General features: G+C 57.0%; 19 protein-coding genes and 2 pseudogenes. 13 read left to right on the top strand and 8 right to left on the bottom strand.

Translation table 11 applies throughout. The features are described from left to right. The first annotated feature begins 49 nt into the window (after window positions 1-49). From ACSSVC_RS21610 to ACSSVC_RS21595, 4 genes and pseudogenes are all read left to right on the top strand, one after another. Window positions 50-1092, top strand: a pseudogene (locus ACSSVC_RS21610) (phage late control D family protein). Between the two features lie 27 nt (window positions 1093-1119). Further along, a complete protein-coding gene (locus ACSSVC_RS21605; protein ID WP_492611342.1) occupies window positions 1120-1671 on the top strand; it encodes a glycoside hydrolase family 19 protein in 552 nt (183 codons plus the stop codon). Then, window positions 1668-2189 carry a lysis system spanin subunit gene (locus tag ACSSVC_RS21600; RefSeq protein WP_492611341.1) on the top strand — a complete coding sequence of 174 codons (522 nt, stop codon included), beginning with the start codon at window positions 1668-1670 and terminating at the stop codon, window positions 2187-2189. Before ACSSVC_RS21605 ends, ACSSVC_RS21600 begins: the two co-directional genes overlap by 4 nt. 261 nt (window positions 2190-2450) lie before the next feature. Further along, window positions 2451-3884, top strand: a complete 1434-nt coding sequence (locus ACSSVC_RS21595; RefSeq protein ID WP_492611340.1) for a hypothetical protein — start codon at window positions 2451-2453, stop codon at window positions 3882-3884. A 947-nt stretch (window positions 3885-4831) separates the two neighbouring features. On the opposite strand, the gene ACSSVC_RS21590 is transcribed toward ACSSVC_RS21595, so the two are convergent. Next, on the bottom strand, window positions 4832-5743 hold the full coding sequence (locus tag ACSSVC_RS21590) for a bifunctional GNAT family N-acetyltransferase/nucleoside diphosphate kinase regulator (RefSeq protein ID WP_404937053.1): 912 nt from the start codon (window positions 5741-5743) through the stop codon (window positions 4832-4834). A gap of 37 nt (window positions 5744-5780) precedes the next feature. Between ACSSVC_RS21590 and ACSSVC_RS21585 the strand changes: the two genes are divergently transcribed. Further along, window positions 5781-6065, top strand: coding sequence for a hypothetical protein (locus tag ACSSVC_RS21585; protein ID WP_492611339.1), 285 nt, complete (start codon window positions 5781-5783; stop codon window positions 6063-6065). A 136-nt stretch (window positions 6066-6201) separates the two neighbouring features. Continuing rightward, window positions 6202-6388: pseudogene (locus ACSSVC_RS21580) on the top strand (hypothetical protein); the annotation flags it as partial. Between the two features lie 50 nt (window positions 6389-6438). Here the strand turns inward: ACSSVC_RS21580 and ACSSVC_RS21575 are convergent. Next, window positions 6439-6852, bottom strand: a complete 414-nt coding sequence (locus ACSSVC_RS21575; protein ID WP_492611338.1) for a hypothetical protein — start codon at window positions 6850-6852, stop codon at window positions 6439-6441. 265 nt (window positions 6853-7117) lie between these two features. Between ACSSVC_RS21575 and ACSSVC_RS21570 the strand changes: the two genes are divergently transcribed. Beyond that, window positions 7118-7477, top strand: coding sequence for a hypothetical protein (locus ACSSVC_RS21570; RefSeq protein WP_492611337.1), 360 nt, complete (start codon window positions 7118-7120; stop codon window positions 7475-7477). 306 nt (window positions 7478-7783) lie between these two features. On the opposite strand, the gene ACSSVC_RS21565 is transcribed toward ACSSVC_RS21570, so the two are convergent. The 3 genes from ACSSVC_RS21565 to ACSSVC_RS21555 are packed head-to-tail and all read right to left on the bottom strand — an operon-like array spanning window position 7784 to window position 9848. After that, window positions 7784-8827, bottom strand: a complete 1044-nt coding sequence (locus ACSSVC_RS21565) for a hypothetical protein (protein ID WP_346635499.1) — start codon at window positions 8825-8827, stop codon at window positions 7784-7786. A gap of 59 nt (window positions 8828-8886) precedes the next feature. Then, entirely contained in the window at window positions 8887-9276 is a 390-nt protein-coding gene (locus ACSSVC_RS21560; protein ID WP_346635498.1) for a hypothetical protein, read from the bottom strand. Window positions 9277-9287: 11 nt separating this feature from the next. After that, a complete protein-coding gene (locus ACSSVC_RS21555; RefSeq protein WP_346635497.1) occupies window positions 9288-9848 on the bottom strand; it encodes a hypothetical protein in 561 nt (186 codons plus the stop codon). A 228-nt stretch (window positions 9849-10076) separates the two neighbouring features. Here ACSSVC_RS21555 and ACSSVC_RS21550 point away from each other — a divergent pair, with 228 nt between their 5' ends. After that, a complete protein-coding gene (locus ACSSVC_RS21550) occupies window positions 10077-10490 on the top strand; it encodes a hypothetical protein (protein ID WP_346635496.1) in 414 nt (137 codons plus the stop codon). Window positions 10491-11058: 568 nt separating this feature from the next. Beyond that, window positions 11059-11361, top strand: a complete 303-nt coding sequence (locus tag ACSSVC_RS21545) for a hypothetical protein (RefSeq protein ID WP_346635495.1) — start codon at window positions 11059-11061, stop codon at window positions 11359-11361. 116 nt (window positions 11362-11477) lie between these two features. On the opposite strand, the gene ACSSVC_RS21540 is transcribed toward ACSSVC_RS21545, so the two are convergent. Then, entirely contained in the window at window positions 11478-11723 is a 246-nt protein-coding gene (locus tag ACSSVC_RS21540; protein ID WP_346635494.1) for a hypothetical protein, read from the bottom strand. 270 nt (window positions 11724-11993) lie between these two features. Here ACSSVC_RS21540 and ACSSVC_RS21535 point away from each other — a divergent pair, with 270 nt between their 5' ends. From ACSSVC_RS21535 to ACSSVC_RS21525, 3 genes are all read left to right on the top strand, one after another. Next, the gene (locus ACSSVC_RS21535; protein WP_346635493.1) at window positions 11994-12425 is read left to right on the top strand and encodes a hypothetical protein; all 432 of its coding nucleotides are present in this window, start codon (window positions 11994-11996) and stop codon (window positions 12423-12425) included. A 75-nt stretch (window positions 12426-12500) separates the two neighbouring features. Continuing rightward, the gene (locus ACSSVC_RS21530; RefSeq protein ID WP_346635492.1) at window positions 12501-12734 is read left to right on the top strand and encodes a YceK/YidQ family lipoprotein; all 234 of its coding nucleotides are present in this window, start codon (window positions 12501-12503) and stop codon (window positions 12732-12734) included. 126 nt (window positions 12735-12860) lie between these two features. Further along, window positions 12861-13313, top strand: a complete 453-nt coding sequence (locus ACSSVC_RS21525; RefSeq protein WP_346635491.1) for an anti-virulence regulator CigR family protein — start codon at window positions 12861-12863, stop codon at window positions 13311-13313. 70 nt (window positions 13314-13383) lie between these two features. Here ACSSVC_RS21525 and fabF read toward each other — a convergent pair whose 3' ends face one another. Next, window positions 13384-14652 (bottom strand): beta-ketoacyl-ACP synthase II, encoded by a 1269-nt coding sequence (gene fabF, locus ACSSVC_RS21520; protein WP_346635490.1) that lies wholly within the window; start codon window positions 14650-14652, stop codon window positions 13384-13386. A 115-nt stretch (window positions 14653-14767) separates the two neighbouring features. Between fabF and ACSSVC_RS21515 the strand changes: the two genes are divergently transcribed. Further along, on the top strand, window positions 14768-15253 hold the full coding sequence (locus ACSSVC_RS21515; RefSeq protein WP_346635489.1) for a winged helix-turn-helix transcriptional regulator: 486 nt from the start codon (window positions 14768-14770) through the stop codon (window positions 15251-15253). Here ACSSVC_RS21515 and ACSSVC_RS21510 read toward each other — a convergent pair. Continuing rightward, window positions 15240-16145, bottom strand: coding sequence for a hypothetical protein (locus ACSSVC_RS21510; protein WP_346635488.1), 906 nt, complete (start codon window positions 16143-16145; stop codon window positions 15240-15242). The two genes, ACSSVC_RS21515 and ACSSVC_RS21510, sit on opposite strands and share 14 nt — an antisense overlap. Window positions 16146-16226: the final 81 nt, after the last annotated feature.

The following is a 16226-nucleotide window of genomic DNA, read 5'->3' as shown; positions in this document are numbered from 1 at the left end:
ATGACAGAGCCCCGTATAAACGGGGCTTTTTTGTTTCTGAGGTATTTAAATGAGCCCCATGTTCCGAATCGTTGCGGACGGTAAGAACATCACCGCACTGATCAATGATCGGTTGTTGACCCTGCGTACCTCTGACAAGCCCGGCATGGAGTCGGACGAGTTTGAGCTGCGCATCGACGACCGCGACGGCGCGGTGGCGCTGTCCAGCCGTGGCGCCAGTATCGAGGTGTTCATGGGCTACGCCGGCCAGTCACTGACGCGCCTGGGTCGCTACATGGTGGACGAGGTCGTGGTGACGGGGCCGCCTGACTCTATCGAGATCCGGGGCAAGGCCAGCGACATGCGCGGCAGTGGCAAGACCACCCGCAGCGGGAGTTGGGAAAGCGTCCCGCTGCAGCAGATCGTGCGCGATGTGGCGACCCGCAATGGCTGGCAGCCGGTGTGCCCGGTGACCACCAAGGTGCCCCGGGTCGATCAGCTCAATGAATCCGACTTCAACTTCATCACCCGCCTGGCCAAGCAATACGACTGCACGGCCAAGGTGGCCGACGGCAAACTGCTTGTGCTGCCTCGACAGGCCGGGCAGAGCGCCAGCGGCAAGGCCCTAGGCACCGTCACCATCATTCGCCGCGACGTGAGCCGCTATCAGTTCCGCCTGGGGGACAAAAGCACCCACAAGGCGGTGCGGACCAAGCACCAGGACAAGAAGAGCGGAAAGCTGCGCGTCGTCGACCTGGGCAACGAGGACTCCCGGACGATCTGCCGCCGGTGCACACCGACCGCCATATCTATCCGAACAAGTCCGCAGCCGAACAGGCTGCCAAGGCGCGGTTGGCGGCATTCAACCGCAGCACCGCGGGCGCGCGCCTGGAGATGCCAGGCCGAACCGATCTATTCGCTGAGCGCATGATCAATGCCCAGGGCTTCAAGGTCGGCCTCGATGGCGAGTACCTGATGGACTCGGTCGAGCAGGTGTTCACCCAGTCCGGGTGGAGCACCACGGTCGAGTGCAACGGCGGGAAAAAGGGCAAGGCGAAAGCCAAAGGCAAGAAAAAGAAAGAAACCAAGCCGCTCAAGGTTGTGCAGCTTTAACCCCAATCATCACTGGAGATATCAGGCATGACGATTACAGTGCAGCAGCTGCTGCAGATCCTCCCCAACGCCGGCGCTAAAGCCGGCGTTTTTGTTCCTGCTCTCAACGCTGCCATGAGCAAGTACGCAATTATCACCCGGCTGCGGATGGCAGCGTTCATCGCGCAGATCGGCCATGAGTCCGGCCAGCTGCAATGGGTACGCGAGCTGGGCAGCAGTCAGTACCTGAGCAAGTACGACACTGGCGCCTTGGCCAAGCGCCTGGGCAACACCCCTGAGGCGGACGGCGACGGCAAGAAGTACCGAGGGCGGGGCCTGATCCAGGTCACCGGCCGGGCCAACTATGAAGCCTGCAGCGAAGCGGTGTTCGGCGATGCGCGGTTGCTCAATACCCCGGAACTGCTGGAAGTCCCGGTCTATGCCGCGTTGTCGGCGGGCTGGTTCTGGCAGCGGGCGGGCTTGAACACCCTGGCCGATAAGAGCGACTTCCTCACCATCACCAAGCGCATCAACGGCGGGACCAATAGCCTGGCGGATCGCGAGGCGCTGTATGAGCGTGCATTGAAGGTGCTGCCTTGAAGGCCCCGGGCTGGCTGTTGCCGGTCCTGGCCCTGGTGCTGGGGTTCGCCCTGGGTGGTTGGCTGGCCTGGACGTGGCAGGCCAACGCCTACGGCAAGGATCTCGCTGATCAGGCCGAGGCGTACAGCACTGATCGCGAGCAGGCCGCCACGGCGGTGATCAACTGGCAGGAAACCCAGCAGGACGCCCGCCGGGCGCTGGAGGAGCGCCTGCAGGCGAATGACGAAACCCATTACAAGGAGCTGCGTGATGCTCAAACGAACCAGGCTCGCCTGCGTGATCGGCTTGCTACTGCTGATCTGCGGCTGTCAGTCCTACTCAACACCGCCGTCTCGGGTGGTAGCGGTGGGCTGTCAGCCACCGCCGGCACCAGCGGCGTGGTTCATGGAGGAGCGCGAGTCGAACTTGACCCAGCGACTGCTCAACGAATTGTCGCCATCGCCGGAGACGGTGACCAAGGACTGATCGCCCTGGCTGCCTGCCAAAAGTACGTGAAGGGAGTTGTTTCAACGAAGTGAAAAGGAACGGGCCGGTGGGCAGCGGCAACATCTACTGACCCGTCAACCCACAAATCACGTCTGGAAGCCCGTTCAATGCTCGGATCAGGTAGCGAAAAGAGTTTCAGCATATTTTGGGACTTGTCCCGAGAATCCCTAGTTGCAAATAGTTATCTATATTAATTGAAGTTTCTTTCTTAGTTTTCTACTTATCGCGTAGTGCTAGGATGATGTATAGTTACGGTGCATGGGATTTTAGCCTTGATCACGCTGGAGGCGTAGATGTCCGAATATCATGAGAGAGAAGTTCTAAACGCAGGAACCCTTGGTACTTATCGTGTACATTCGTTGTTAACACGGATTAGTAGCGAGGGAGATATGGAACCGGAGGGTGAAGAGCCTTTTCCTGGTGCTGTTTCTCTTCACGCTCATGAATATACGCACTACCTGCACAACCTTTCGACTACAGCTGGTCTGGAGGCTATGCTGGCATGCTTCTGGTTGGTAGTTCCCTTTGTGAACCATACGGACGATCGAGGTTGGTATAGTACTCCTGCAGACTCAGAAACTACTGAAGATGAAAATCTTGCACTAGCATTTAAGTTGATGACGAATGCGCGAGGCTCGGTCGACGGAATTCCTAATGAAAAAAATTTCAAGTGGCCAATTATAGAAGAGTGGATCTTTGGTGGCCTGCATTCGGAAAGTATTCCGCTTTCACACTCGATCGAGGGGCATATAGGGAAGTTTAATGTTAGCTCGTTATCGATAACCGCCAAGTCAAAGTTTTCTCAATACGATTTGGTGCTTCGTCTTGGGTTGGATTTCATATCGGAAGGTGTTGCCTACGAAATCGAGCGTGAACAGCGCAGGTTGGCTGGTATCCCTGAGCAGTTTTTAGACGCTCAAACGCCAAGTTATCCGTATTTGGCATATCAGCCTCTTGTCGACCATTTTGTGGGACATAAAACGACGGTTTTCGAAAGAGTTCTAATAGGGAATTTTTCTCTGTTGAGTCATCACGTCTCCGATACTTTTTTTGAACTATGTGCTGCTCTGAAGAGTGACAGAGAAAGAGATGACGGTCAGATACAAGAAACAATGTACGTTGCAGAGCGAGTGCTGGAAAAATTCCGCGATCATTCAACAAGGGCTGACATCTCGCATGTTGACCAAATAAAGTCGATCCTAGAAGGGTCGAAGGACTTATACCCTGCTGTTGAGCTATACGGAAGACTGATCGAAAAAGGTTTAAAGCTTCGATCATCGATTCCGTTGATGGAGCATCTTTTTGCTCAGACTCATTTGACGCCTGAAAATTTCAGGAACGTCACTGTAAACCTTCTTGAGCGACAAGTCTGCCAGGAAAAATCAGATGGCACTGTTCAAATCGAATGGATTGGTGCGTTAGGAAGCGTTGCTGACCTTGAGCCTGAAGATCACCATCAATTCGGTGTGCTGCAAGCGTGTATCCATTACCTTCAGCAACACTTCACCAGAAGCGGTCGTCTCGCTAATACACAGGATTTAGGCGAATCGGCCTGTCCATTTCGTGGGGCTTGTGAGGCCCAAAAGAAGTTTGGTAATCCTTCCGAGTGTGATACTAAGCCTTGGTTGGTGTCGGTTGCCGATGGGAAGAGTCAGGTTTGCTTCTACGAGGCAGCTCGACTCTCGCTTAGGCTCGACAGACGAGCGAAAAACGATTTGCCCGCGTGAGCTGATCCAATCTGAACACAATACTAAGCGGGATCGAATTCCTATCTGTTTTCAACTGCTATCGTATACGGCTGTTGTTGGTGGAAGACAGCTGTCATTGGGTTCTGGGCAGTTGAGTACGTGTACAAAATCAGTTCCGCAATCACAATCCTGAGCCGCATAGACCGTGGGTTCCAGCCCTCCTAAAGAATCACACTTGCGGAACTGCTTTATTGCTAAGTGCTTGAAAAAATTGAAATTTTATCTGGATTGCAAATCCGCCTACGCCGGTTCGATTCCGACCTCGGCCTCCACCCTTGAAAACCCCGTAGATTAACGTCTACGGGGTTTTTTATTGCCTGGGTGAAAGTGCTGGCGTACCAAAACTTTCCTATTTCGTCGGGTTCGCGATGACGCCCACGGGAACGTAGATCTTCTTCGTAGCCTCCTGTTTTGAGTGTCCGAGAAGCCGGCTTGCATCGCCTGGATCGAGAAATTTAGGCGCTTACGCAAACATCTCGACACATGCAAAGGCCCTGACGGCGTGAGAGTTTGTGACCTGGCTGGTGCCGCCAGAGCCAGATGCCTGCGACTCTTATTCAGCCCAAAAAAGAAAAAGAAGAAAGTTCGCAGCGTGATCACTATCGCCGGCGGTGCTTTCGGTCTTGGGAGGAGACCGTAAGCATTAAATTAGTCAGTTTCCTATTTGCTCTTCAATGCTGCAGGCGCCGCCCTCCGTGGCCGGTGGCGGCAATTTGATTTGGGTTGGGGGATTACGGGAATCCGTCGATTTAGAGAATTCAAATTGTCGCCGGAGCCGGCTAGATCTGTTCTACCGACTCCTGCTTTCGCAACTGGCTCCGCGCCTACCCTTGACCCTACAACGAGCTGCTCAGGCACGGAAAGCGAGGCACCGTCCTTTGGGGAGTCCTCGCGTCTGATGGGTGAACACCAAGCGAAAGGCGCAATTATAGGTGGAAATCGCCCGCAGCCTCCGGCTGGTAAAGCACTTTCCTGATCTCAATCCGGCGGGTCCGATCAGAAACTCGCCAGTCGATGGCGTCCCCCTCCTGATAGCCAAGGATGGCGACGCCTATATCGGAATACACGGAATGCTTCCCTGCTTTGCTGTCCGCGTCTTCCGGGTAGACCAAGGCCACTTCGATCTCTTCGTCGTCCAGTTGCAGCAAGGCCTTGGAGTTCATCGTAACGACATTGCGCGCCACCTGCTGCGGCTTGACGACAATGGCTCGCTCAAGCTCATGTTCGAGTTCAAAAACGGCCGGGCCTTGCTCGAGTGCGATCAAGCTCTCGAGCCTGGCCTTGTCGATTTCAGTGATGTAGATCTCAGTGGCGTCGGCAACGGTACCTTCGCGCAAGAACTGGAGATAGTGCCCCGCCGTCATGGAAAATGATTTCAATGTCGGCGTTTCGCTTTCAAGCAGAAAGCCGCTGCGCTGGAAGGCTTTCAGCGAGCGCGTGTTGTCCGGGTGGATCTTGGCGATGAGTTTCTCGGCCCGCATGTCGAGGAAGGCCAGTTTCATGCCTTCGCGGATGGTGCGGGCGCCAAGGTTTCGGCCCCATTTGTCGCTGTCTCCGATGACCAGAACTATCTCGCAATTGGAGCCGGTCTTGATCAGACGGACAAAGCCCACCGGGGCGTCATGCCGGTCATAGGCCATGAAGAATCGGCCGCCCCGGTTGAACAGATGGGTCAGGATCGGCAATTGAGTTCGATCGATGACTTGCTCGATGGAGCGGGAGACATCGCGTGAATCGCTCAGATAGCAGGTAACGCGCTCATCCTCCAACCAATCCATTAATGTCAGCGCGTGCGCCCGAGTAATTTCAGGGCACAGCGAAATGAAAGGCTTGTTCATCTAAACCACACTTATTTGTAAAGAATGGAAGCCGTCCATGGCTATGGTCATTACGGTTCGTCGGCAGCCGGCCATTTTAAGATATACCGCGAGTAATGGCGAACATCCCGGCGAGTTCGAGGAAATCATCGTTTTGCCGAGCACGAGCACGAGCCAGCCAAGCGCTCAAGCCTCGATGAAGCCGACTACATTCAGAATGATCAGCTCTGTATCGTTCTGCCCCTTGATGCGCTACCCAACCAGCCGAGACACCTTGCTGATGGAAGTTGGCAAGAAAATGAAGTTCGGCGAAGAGAGGACTCGTCAGCTCTGGAAGGCCTGAATGGCTTGGATTGACGGTGCGCTGGAGGTTCGTCGAGAGGCCGCGTAGTTCCTTTCAATTATGGTCTTTGAGTGGAATTTTCTATCAAGGGAGGGAAGGGGAATGTCCAGTTCAGGAGGGTCATCAGCCAAGTATCGAAGGCAAACTTTTGCTGTTGCCTCGGTAGGCCGGGCAAAGCCACGAGCGGCAAAGCCTTTGGCTCCGTCACCATCACCCGCGGCGACGTGAGCCGCTATCAGTTCCGCCTGGCTGCGTTTCAGCGCAGCACCGCGGATGTGCGCCTGGAGATGCCCGGCCCGGCCGATCTATTCTTTGAACGTATGTTTCCTGTTGGCTGCAATAAAATCTTGAAAGCTTTTAATAAAGCCTTGTCTTATGTCAGGCAATATTTTTTTAGAGTCAGAAAGTAAAGATAGATAGGTGTTGTGTCCCCCGTGCCTTCCTCTATCCAGCGCTCTTCAGTTTCAAAGCAAAAAAGTACGCAGCGTATGAGAAACGCAAAGTTTTCATCTGATTGACGGTGCTGTTTCTCTACCGCCCAGAGTTCTAGTGCAAGCTTTCTCCGGAGATATCCATCGCTTTCTATACGTTCTCGCAGGATACTTTCTTCGATATATGGAATCAGCACCTTCAACTTAGAATCAGAAATGCTAGCAAGTACACCGCCGTCAATCAGACTGAGCAAATAGCGAGCGTACTGACGTGTCATTTCACCGAAAGACACGCTTGCTTCAAGTAACGCCTCTTCAAGGCGATCAAACTCTTGAACCTCCAGGCTATCAATCATTATACAGCTCCATCTTTTACTCTCATCGTGCAGCAGCAATCGGCCTAAAGCGGCCTGTGCAGATTCGGGAAGGGGTTCGAATCCCTATTCTCGCTACCCTGATTGCATTTGGCGAACTGGTTGTTGGTTAGGGAGGTGAGGTTGTGGGGCAAAAATGGAGCAATCCATACGCCAAACTGAATCGCCCCTGCGCATTGTGCAGCTTGGGCACCGTCGATGTTGGTTAGAATGGCGTGTTGAAGTCTATTGCTCGCAAGGGAATCCAATGAGCGCTGAAAAGCCAGAGCTTTTGTTCATCCTTCAAAGGTTTCTAGATAATGTTTATGAGAAGGCTTTGAAAAGCCAGAGTGTTTTACTCAAAAGGAATCATGGTCACTACACATACGCGGATGAAATACTCTTCGTCTACGTGACGATCTTCCCTAAAGAGGTTGAGCTTGTTTTTGAGAGCAAGCAGGTAAGTAGCGGGGTTTTTAGTGTTGCTTTGGATATGTGCATGTCCAGTGGAGAAGTACTGGCTGGCGACCTGCTGTCTCTGAATGGGAGATGCGAGGAGATCAGCGCGGCATTGGCTTCGCAAGAAGACTGGGTGTTGGCCCTCTTGTTAAAGTGCTTGGGCAACTGAGTCTTGTTTCAGGAGCGTGGACACCGCAGGCGTTCCGGTTTGCCGGTTCGCGAGCGCGGATTTTATGCAGTGACCGCTCCTGGCTGTGGATTCAACCGGTCGATGCAACAGATTGGCTAAATCGTTCTGCGGGTGTTTCGTAGTCTAGTGTTTTCCGAGGACGGCTATTTAGCTGCCTTGCAACTTCATTGAGCGTGGCTTGCGGATGCATCTGCGTCGAACTGAGCCAAGGCATCCACCGTTGATCGGCAGGCTGCCCATGTTCAACACGATGTTCGATGAGCAGCCAATACCCCCGGACTTGCCTTACTTGGGCAGCGACAACGGCACGCCCCAGATGGGATCTTCCATGCCTTGCTTGCCCAGCGGCGTGATCTGCATGGGCTGGAGCCTGGACAGCAGTTGCCGGTGCTTCTCGCTCAGGTTGCGCTGCTCAATGAGGTTCTGTGTAAAGCTCATGGGTGCCGGCCAGGTGTAGACGGTCAGGTTGTCGAGCGGACACTCGACTTTTTTCGGATCGATCGCCCGGCACTTCGACTGCTGGTACTTGTAGCCAGGGGTCTTCAGATGCATGCGCGGGGCCAGCAGCAATTGCCCGCCCTGGATGGTGAAACTGGCGAGCGCCTTGTCGACCGGCAGGCGCGCCTGGACCTTGATTGCGGGAACGTCGCGAGAATCGGTCTGTTGGTAATAGCCGGCCGGGGAGCCCGCCGTCGTCTGGGTATATTGCTGTTCACCCCAGCTCACGCAGGCACCCGAGGCCCTGAGCACGGAGGTACAGACAGTTTCGGTCTTGGTCTCGCTGCCATAGGTGGCGTCCTTCCAGACCTCTTCCCTGTAGTACTCGCGATACAGCTCGGGGGACAGGTACGCAGTACCGTTGGCACCACGACCCGAACCGGGTGGGCCGCTGCGGGCGCCGACCTGGTCGAGCAATCCTTTGATCTGGTAGTCATCGCCGCCGGTCAGTAGGTATTTGCCGGGCGGCAGGATATGCACCTCGAAGGCCTTGAACAGATAGGTTTCGTCAGGCTTTCTCTGCAGGGCATTGGTCTGGAACTTGCGGCCGAAGGTGATCTTCGGATCTTTCTCGTATTCCCAGATTACCGTCGGCGTCCATTGAGTCATGGTCAGCGCGTCGCTTAGCGACTTGTGTGGCATTACGTCGGCCACCAGTACCACCGCCATGTTCCCCTTGAGTGCTGCGTCCATTAGGTCCAGCAACTGCGCGTAACGCGGATCGTCCATGCTGCCGTAGGCACCCGAATCAAGATCGGACATGCAGCCGGAGAGGGAAAGAGAGAGAAGTAACGCAGCGGGTAGGGCCGAACGCGGCCGAAACAGTTTCATGTAGCAATCCTTGAAGGCCATGGGCGATCGTACTCTGCGGGCTATTTATGTCGGGCCAGTCACTGCGGCGCCAGGGCCACGCCCGTGCAGCGGCCACGAATGGAGAAGTCCTTGATCTGTCTGGCCTTGTCGACAGTCATGGAGAGGGTGCAGCCGCTCGTGTGAGTGACGTCGTCCCAGTAGTTGGTGTGGACCATCACGCCGCCCTGCATCTCGCTGGAGCCGCCAACCACTTCCTTCTTTACGTAGGAGGTGTCGCGGTACCACTGCATTTGCACCTCGCTGCGATCGGGCGAGGGCTGCATGCGTCCAGGCGGGCCGAAGAAGTCGATGGCTTCCTTGGCGTCGCGTCCCTTCCATTGCTGGCCGGCCATGTATTCCGGGAGGGTGGGTATGCAGCCGCTCAGCAAAGGCAACAGCAGGCCGAGGGCAAGTAGGTGCCGGGTCATGGCGGCCTCCTTCATTGCGGGCTGTTGCCGAGCATTGCGTCCAGGCTCTGCACGGCCTCGCTGTTGGCCTGTATGCCGTACAGCTGCTGGAACATGGCCTGGACGGTCTCGACCATGCGGCCGGCGGCCATCTTGCCCATTGGCAGCATCTGGTTGTGTTCGCGGTTGCCGGGTGCGCAGACGAAGGCGAAGGTGCGCTGCAGCCAGTAGTCCTTCGGGGCGATCCAGCCTTGGGCGGTGGTCACGTCTTTCATGGCATGGTCGAAACGGCGCATGGCTCGGGCGCTGTCGAAGCGCACCTTGCGCTCCTTGCACTTGTACTGGATCTCGTAGGCCGCCAGCACGGGCATCGCCGGGTCTTCGAAGATCTGCATGATCATGGCCGACTGCACCCCCTGGGGCTTTTGCAGGACACCGGCGGCATCGGCGACGAATACCTCGTTGTGGTAGCGCTCGCCCTTGCCGTAGACGATCCAGTATTCACCTTGAGGGTTGGCGAGGGCCGTGACGCTGGTGCACAGCAGGATGAGTGATAGCGGCAACCATCTGGCGTGGGGGAATGGGATCGCCATGATATTTCGTTCCTTGAGGGTGCTTGTCCGCGGCCGCACGGGACCGTCCAAGAGAAGGAATATAGGGCTGGCCAGCAGCGGGGGTCGATTAGGGCGGATGTGCTAATGGCGCATTGCCTTTATCGATTGGGTCAACGAAACCTGCAAAGGACGCTCGTGTGCACGTTCAGAGCCTTGGGCAGGTACAACCCCGGTGTTAAAGTGCCGCGATTGAAAAGGGAGGGCGGTATGCGGGGTCAGATACTGGATATCTCGACAGAAGTCGAATCGTTGCTCCTGCAGCTGGGCGCATCAGGCCGAGGGTTGCATGAAAAACTGAGCTCGGTTGAGGGAATGATCAGCCCGCCGATGGTGAAAAAGATTCGCTGGATTGCGAGCGTACGTAACAAGGCGGTGCATGAAAGCGTCGTTGAGGTGGATCTTGAAGGCTTCAGCAAGGGCGGGGCTGAAGTAGTCGCTTACTTGAAGCAGCGAGTTGCCTCGATTACTGCCAAGCAGACCAAGCACAAAGACCCGCAGGTTTCGTCTGAGCCAGGCAAGCCCTGGGCCGAGAAGGGTGGCTGGGAGAAGACCAAGACGGTTGGCACCTATATGGCCGCTGGTGCAGCTGTTGTCGCTTGGTTGTTCATGTCTTCCAAGTGAGTCTTCAAGATTGCTTATGGCCCGGCTCGCTTGCCGGGCTTTTTCGTTTCCGGCTGCCTGATGTTGGCGACTGTCGCTGTGGATTGAGCCGGTATTGCTGAGTATTGGGCGCTGTGTCATCGAGTGCTGAGTTGCCTGGCAATCACATCTCGATAGTCGGCATGGTGCTTTTGCCGCAACTTATCAGTTGTCCCGCCGTGACCTGTAGTCCGCTTGTTGGTTTTGCCGCGTACCCGGCAAAGAAGCCGACGGACACCAATGCAATGTAGAGGACGGTTTTTCTCAGGGCCATGCTGGCACTCGCTTACTGTGTGATAGGGAAATGTGCAGCACTGATCCTCATTGAGGGAAAAGGTTCCAGGTGACCGATGTTGCGCGTGCCCCGCGAGAGGCGACGCAAGCCCGTTCACTGGTTGGCGCAGAATCTGGATTTTGCCCGCCAAGCGGGTCGGCGCATGTGCCGCCGATGGCACAAGGTTCAACATTTTGTCTTACCGTCTGCTGGGTGTTTGGCCCGATACTATGGCTCCAACTCAGCCATGCCCAAAAGGATTGCAAGTAGTCAGTTATGGATAATCGCCTCGACGCCCAGCGCGCTATCGTTGCTCTTTTAATCATTGTCATCACGTTAGGCGGCATTGCCTTCGTCGTCTTTCTGCTGGGTTCTTCTGCCGGGTTTCTTCCTGGGATCGGCAGCACCCTGACGATCGTTACCCTGGGGCTGACCTGCCTGCTGTGCTACCCGCTGGTCTTCGCCTATTGGTGGGTCTCGGGGCGGCCCATTGGGCTGCGGCACTTTCTGATTGTGCATGGCATGGTGTTAGCAGGCTTTGTTACCTGGTATCTGATGCTGGTATCTGATTCGCAGTGATTCGGACCCAGGCCGCGACAGTGGATGGCAGCGGCCACTTTGTGGAGTCGGGAGTCCTTTACCTGAATGAACGCAGGTTCGGGCTCAACTTGCCAAGTGCTGGCAAGTTGTTCGATTCAGCAAAGGCTATCGGCTGGAGAGGGTAGGGACAGGGGCGGAAGGCTCATGTCGCGAATGGCCGCCGCGAGTTTGTCCTGATAGATCGTCAGGATGGAGTAATCCAGCTTTTGGGTGATGTTGGCGCCGCCTGCGCAATTGGCCAGGAGTTCATCCAGGGCGCCGGCTACCAGATCGGCGGTGACTTGCAGGACATTCAATCCAAAGCGGCTATCGACAATGACCAGATTCGTTAAATCGTACATACAGCCCCTGTGGTCACTGTGCTAATGAGTAATGGCTATAAGCCATGATCAGTTTAACTAAACGGCGGGTGCGCTGTCACCGGGAGAAGATGGGCGGTGTCGCAGGCTGATAGCTGTTTGCGCTTTTGAATTTTCAGCACGCTTGCGGCGGCTCTGTGTACCATTGCGGCCCGTGAAAAAGGACCAGGGTCGATCTGCATGCTGATACTCAAGAGGGGCGACAACCAAGGCTTGAGAGTGGGGCCGCGCTGGCCGTCTGCAAAGGTGTTGATGGAGCGCGAAGTCTTTCTACAACTGCTCAAGGTCCAGTCCAGTCTGCCGCGTTCGGTGCAGTTGCTGGTGACCCGGGGCTACGAGAGCAAAAGCAGTTACCTGGGGTTTTTCAGGACGCTGTCCCGCTGGCTGGGGATCAGGTTGTTCTGCTTGTGTTATCCGGGGCGTAAAGAGGAACTGGAGGATATCTTCGGCTCCAATGGCCATGATGTGGATGGCACTCATATCGATGTGTCCATTGTCTTTGATGGCAAGCGCCTGCGCTTTCTGCCGTTGGGGGTGTTTACTTCGCCGGCGCGGCAGCATCAGTTGCAAGGGCGGTACTCGGCTGTCGTTGATGAGGTCAAGGATGTGTTGAGGCGTTACGGTTTCGAGATTCATCGCAATCACACGGAGAGCCTGCAGATCCATTGCGACTACAAGGCCTGATAGCCAGGTGCTGCTGCCTCGGCCTCTGACGCCGAGTCCAGAGTGCCTATGTCATGAACGTAAAAAGGAAGTTATGTGTTGCGAAGCCTGTTGTTGCTGGTGTTGATCTTTGTCTTGAGTGGATGCACGGCCCTGATTACTCGCACTACTCCCCTGAGTTGCCCCTATATTGGCGTACGCATGGATTGGGCATTGGCTAAGAAGAACAACGGTGTGCTCTGGCCGTTTCTGGCGTTGGATGCTCCATTCTCCGGCGTGGTGGATACGCTGATGTTTCCCTTCGAGTATCAGTACAGCTGCACGCTTTGATCCTCAGCTGGCCGATGACCTGATGAGCACTGATGGAGGCGGAGCTCTATCTGCCTGATCTTCGATCAATGACAGGAACTGCCGTCTACAGTTGAGTGTGACCTTGGCCTCCTAAAGAGAACCGACATGCTCAAGTCCCGTTCGTTGATCGTTGTTCTTGCCGGCGTGTTCCTGGCTGGCGCTTCCCCTCTGGCATTGGCCGACCCCGGAAATGGCAAGGGGCAGGGGCACTCCAAACACAGTTCGCAGGATGACCAGGGTGGGCATGGCAAGGGCAAGAAGTCAGGCGCCGATGATTGGAGTCATGGCCCCAGTGTCGATCGCGGCAGTGTCCTGAGCATACTGGGTGTGCATCGTGACTATTGGAGCCCGGGACCGGCATTGCCTCCAGGCATCCAGAAAAATCTGGCTCGGGGTAAACCTCTGCCCCCGGGCATTGCCAAGAAGCTGGACCACCGGCTGCTGGGACAGCTCCCTCGCTATGACGGCTATGAATGGCGGCAGGCCGGAACCGACCTGATTCTGGTGGCCATCGCCAGCGGGATCATCTACGAAGTGCTCAATGACGTCCTCAACTGATTGACGGGCCTGTTGAGGTTCCAGCCTGTCGTGGCTGAAACCTCAACATTGAGCCCGTCTTCTTGATGCGTTACTGCCAGCGTTTGAACAGCACGCTGGCATTGACCCCACCAAAGCCGAAACCATTGGACAGTGCATATTCCATGGCCACTTTGCGTGCCTCGCCGCGCACCAGGTCAAGGCCCTCGGCGGCGCTGTCCGGGTTGTCCAGATTGAGGGTCGCGGGAGCGATCTGGTCACGCAGGGCAAGGATGGCAAAGATCGCCTCGATCCCGCCGGCGGCACCCAGCAGATGACCCGTAGCAGACTTGGTGGCGCTGATGGCCAGGCCGCTGCCGGTACCGAATACACTCCTGATGGCGGCCAGTTCGCCCTTGTCGCCCACCGGCGTGGAGGTGGCATGGGCATTCAGGTGTTGGACCTGGGAGGCTTGTACGCCGGCCTGGCGCAAGGCTTGCTGCATGGCGCGCCGGGCGCCGTCGCCATCTTCCGGGCCCGCGGTCATGTGGTAGGCGTCGGCGCTGGTGCCATAGCCCACCAACTCCGCAATGGGCTGTGCGCCCCGAGCCAGGGCATGCTCCAGTTCCTCGATGACCAGCAGCCCGGCACCTTCACCCATGACAAAACCATCCCGTGCCTGATCGAAGGGACGTGAAGCCCGTTCCGGGGTGTCGTTGTACTCGCTGGACAGGGCCCGAGCCGCGGCGAAGCCACCCAGGCTGACCCGATGGATCGCCGCCTCGGCTCCGCCACAGACGGCGATGTCGATTTCACCGGCGCGGATCATCCGTGCGGCGTCGCCGATGGCCTGGACCCCGGCAGCACAAGCGGTGACTGGCGCTCCCAGTGGCCCTTTGAGGCTGTGGCGGATCGAGACGTGGCCTGCAGCCATATTGCTCAGGAATGAAGGAATGGTGAACGGTGACAGGCGTCGCGGGCCCTTGCTGTCGGTGGTTCGCACGGCATCGGCGATGGCTGGGAAGCCCCCTACACCTGAGGCGATGATGGTGGCTGTACGTTCCTGGGCCTGAGGGTTATCGGGTTTCCAGTTGGCTTGGGCCAGGGCTTCTTCCGCCGCCGCCAGGGCGAAGAGGATGAAACGGTCCATCTTGCGCTGTTCCTTGGGGGCCAGCAGTTGGTCCGGATCGAAGCCGGCCTGGGGATCTTCGAGCGCGTCGGGCACCTGGCCGCCAATGGTGGTGGGCAGATCCTGGATAAACTCTTCCGGCAATTGACGGATTCCGGATTGTCCCGCCAGCAGGCGCTGCCAGACCTGCTCGACCCCACAACCCAGTGGAGTGATTGCGCCCATGCCGGTGACTACGATGCGTTTACTCATGCGGGTCCTGCTCCTTAGTTGGTTTGCGTGGGGAACAACGAAACGTGGACGATACTATCATCATGAAAGTAACATCCAAATCCACAAATACTGAGGTGCATCGCAGGAGCCAGCCATGCAACGAAAAAGTCTGATCGACGCTGAATGTCCAATTGCCCGCAGCCTGGAACGGGTCGGCGAATGGTGGAGCATCTTGATCATGCGCGACGCGCTGCACGGTCTGAGACGTTTCGACGAGTTTTCCCGCAGCCTGGAGATCGCCCCGAACATGCTGACCCGCCGCCTGAACTCCCTGGTGGAGGCGGGTCTGTTGGAGCGCCAGGCCTACAGCGAGCGCCCCTTGCGCTATCAATATGTGCCCACTGCCAAGGGCGAGGACTTCCGTGTCGTACTCATGGCCTTCGTAGCCTGGGGCAATCGTCACTACGCGCCCGAGGGCGAGAGCGTGCAACTGGTCGAACGTGAAAGCGGACGACCTGTGCAGCCCGTGATGGTGGATGTTGCCGATGGTCGTCTGGTGCCGTTGCAGGCGTGTACGGTGCAGGCGGGGCCGGCTGCCAGCGACGGCATGCGTCAGCGATTGATGGCTATGGTGGAGTGAGTCCGGCCTGGGGCAGGCTGCGCACCGCGGCTGCGGTGCCTGGCGGGTCGGCCTGGACGGTGGGCCCCGGAAAAATGGCGGAAGGACTGAGGTTGCTGGGGATCAACTTGCCCGCCACGTAGCCGCTGTGGCTGATCAGGGCCAACAACAGCAGTGTGTTGTGCAGTTTCGGCAATACCTCCAGCACCCAGCTGCCGGAACCCAGGATATGGCCGACGGCGGCGCCATAGACAAACACCACCACCATGGTGATCAGCAGCATCTGCAGGCGTGGCAGGTCGACGATGGCGCCATTGGTCACATCCTCGCCGCGAATCAGGTCGGCCAATCGTGCGTCCTTCGGGTCGCTTTTCATCAGTACCTGGCCCTTGGCCGACGGCAGCGCCACCAGGCTCTGGCTGTCGAGCAACTGCTGGCCAGTGGTTGCCAGAGCGCTATGATCTGCGGGTTGCTCGGCCTTGCGGTTCAAGGCCATGGGGGCAGTGACGAAGCTGGCCAGGCTGAAGCCCATCAATGCGATCAGGTTGTAATCCAGGTCCACCATCAGCGCTGTAGTGGCGTTTCCCCGGACAATGTTGCCGATATACACCGTATACAGGGTGGCCAGCACCAGCAGCGTCCATAGGGTCATTTGCAGACGTGACAGCGAGTAGCGGTTGCGTTCGTCGATCAGTACTCCAAGTACCCGGCCGCGAATTCGCAGGCCGGCGAGGACGAACAAGACCAACAGGCCTGCCAGGCAACTGGCCCAGGCGCCCAGGCGCGGCCAATCGAATGCAGGTGCAACTGCCAGGTAAGGGGGAGGACTGGGGTGACTCAGAAGTAGGGCGGCGGGTGCTCCGGCCGCAAGCAATACGGCCAGCGTACGCAGCAGATAGCCATTGGTCTTCATCGTGGCAGGCCCTCTCCTTGTGTAAGCGGTTCTTTGTCCCTGGTCTGCGAGGCTGCTCTTGTTCTCAGGCTATTTACCGTC

The organism is Pseudomonas sp. E1BtOHC1 (assembly GCF_058744285.1).
This window is presented reverse-complemented; position numbering and strand designations above follow the sequence as displayed.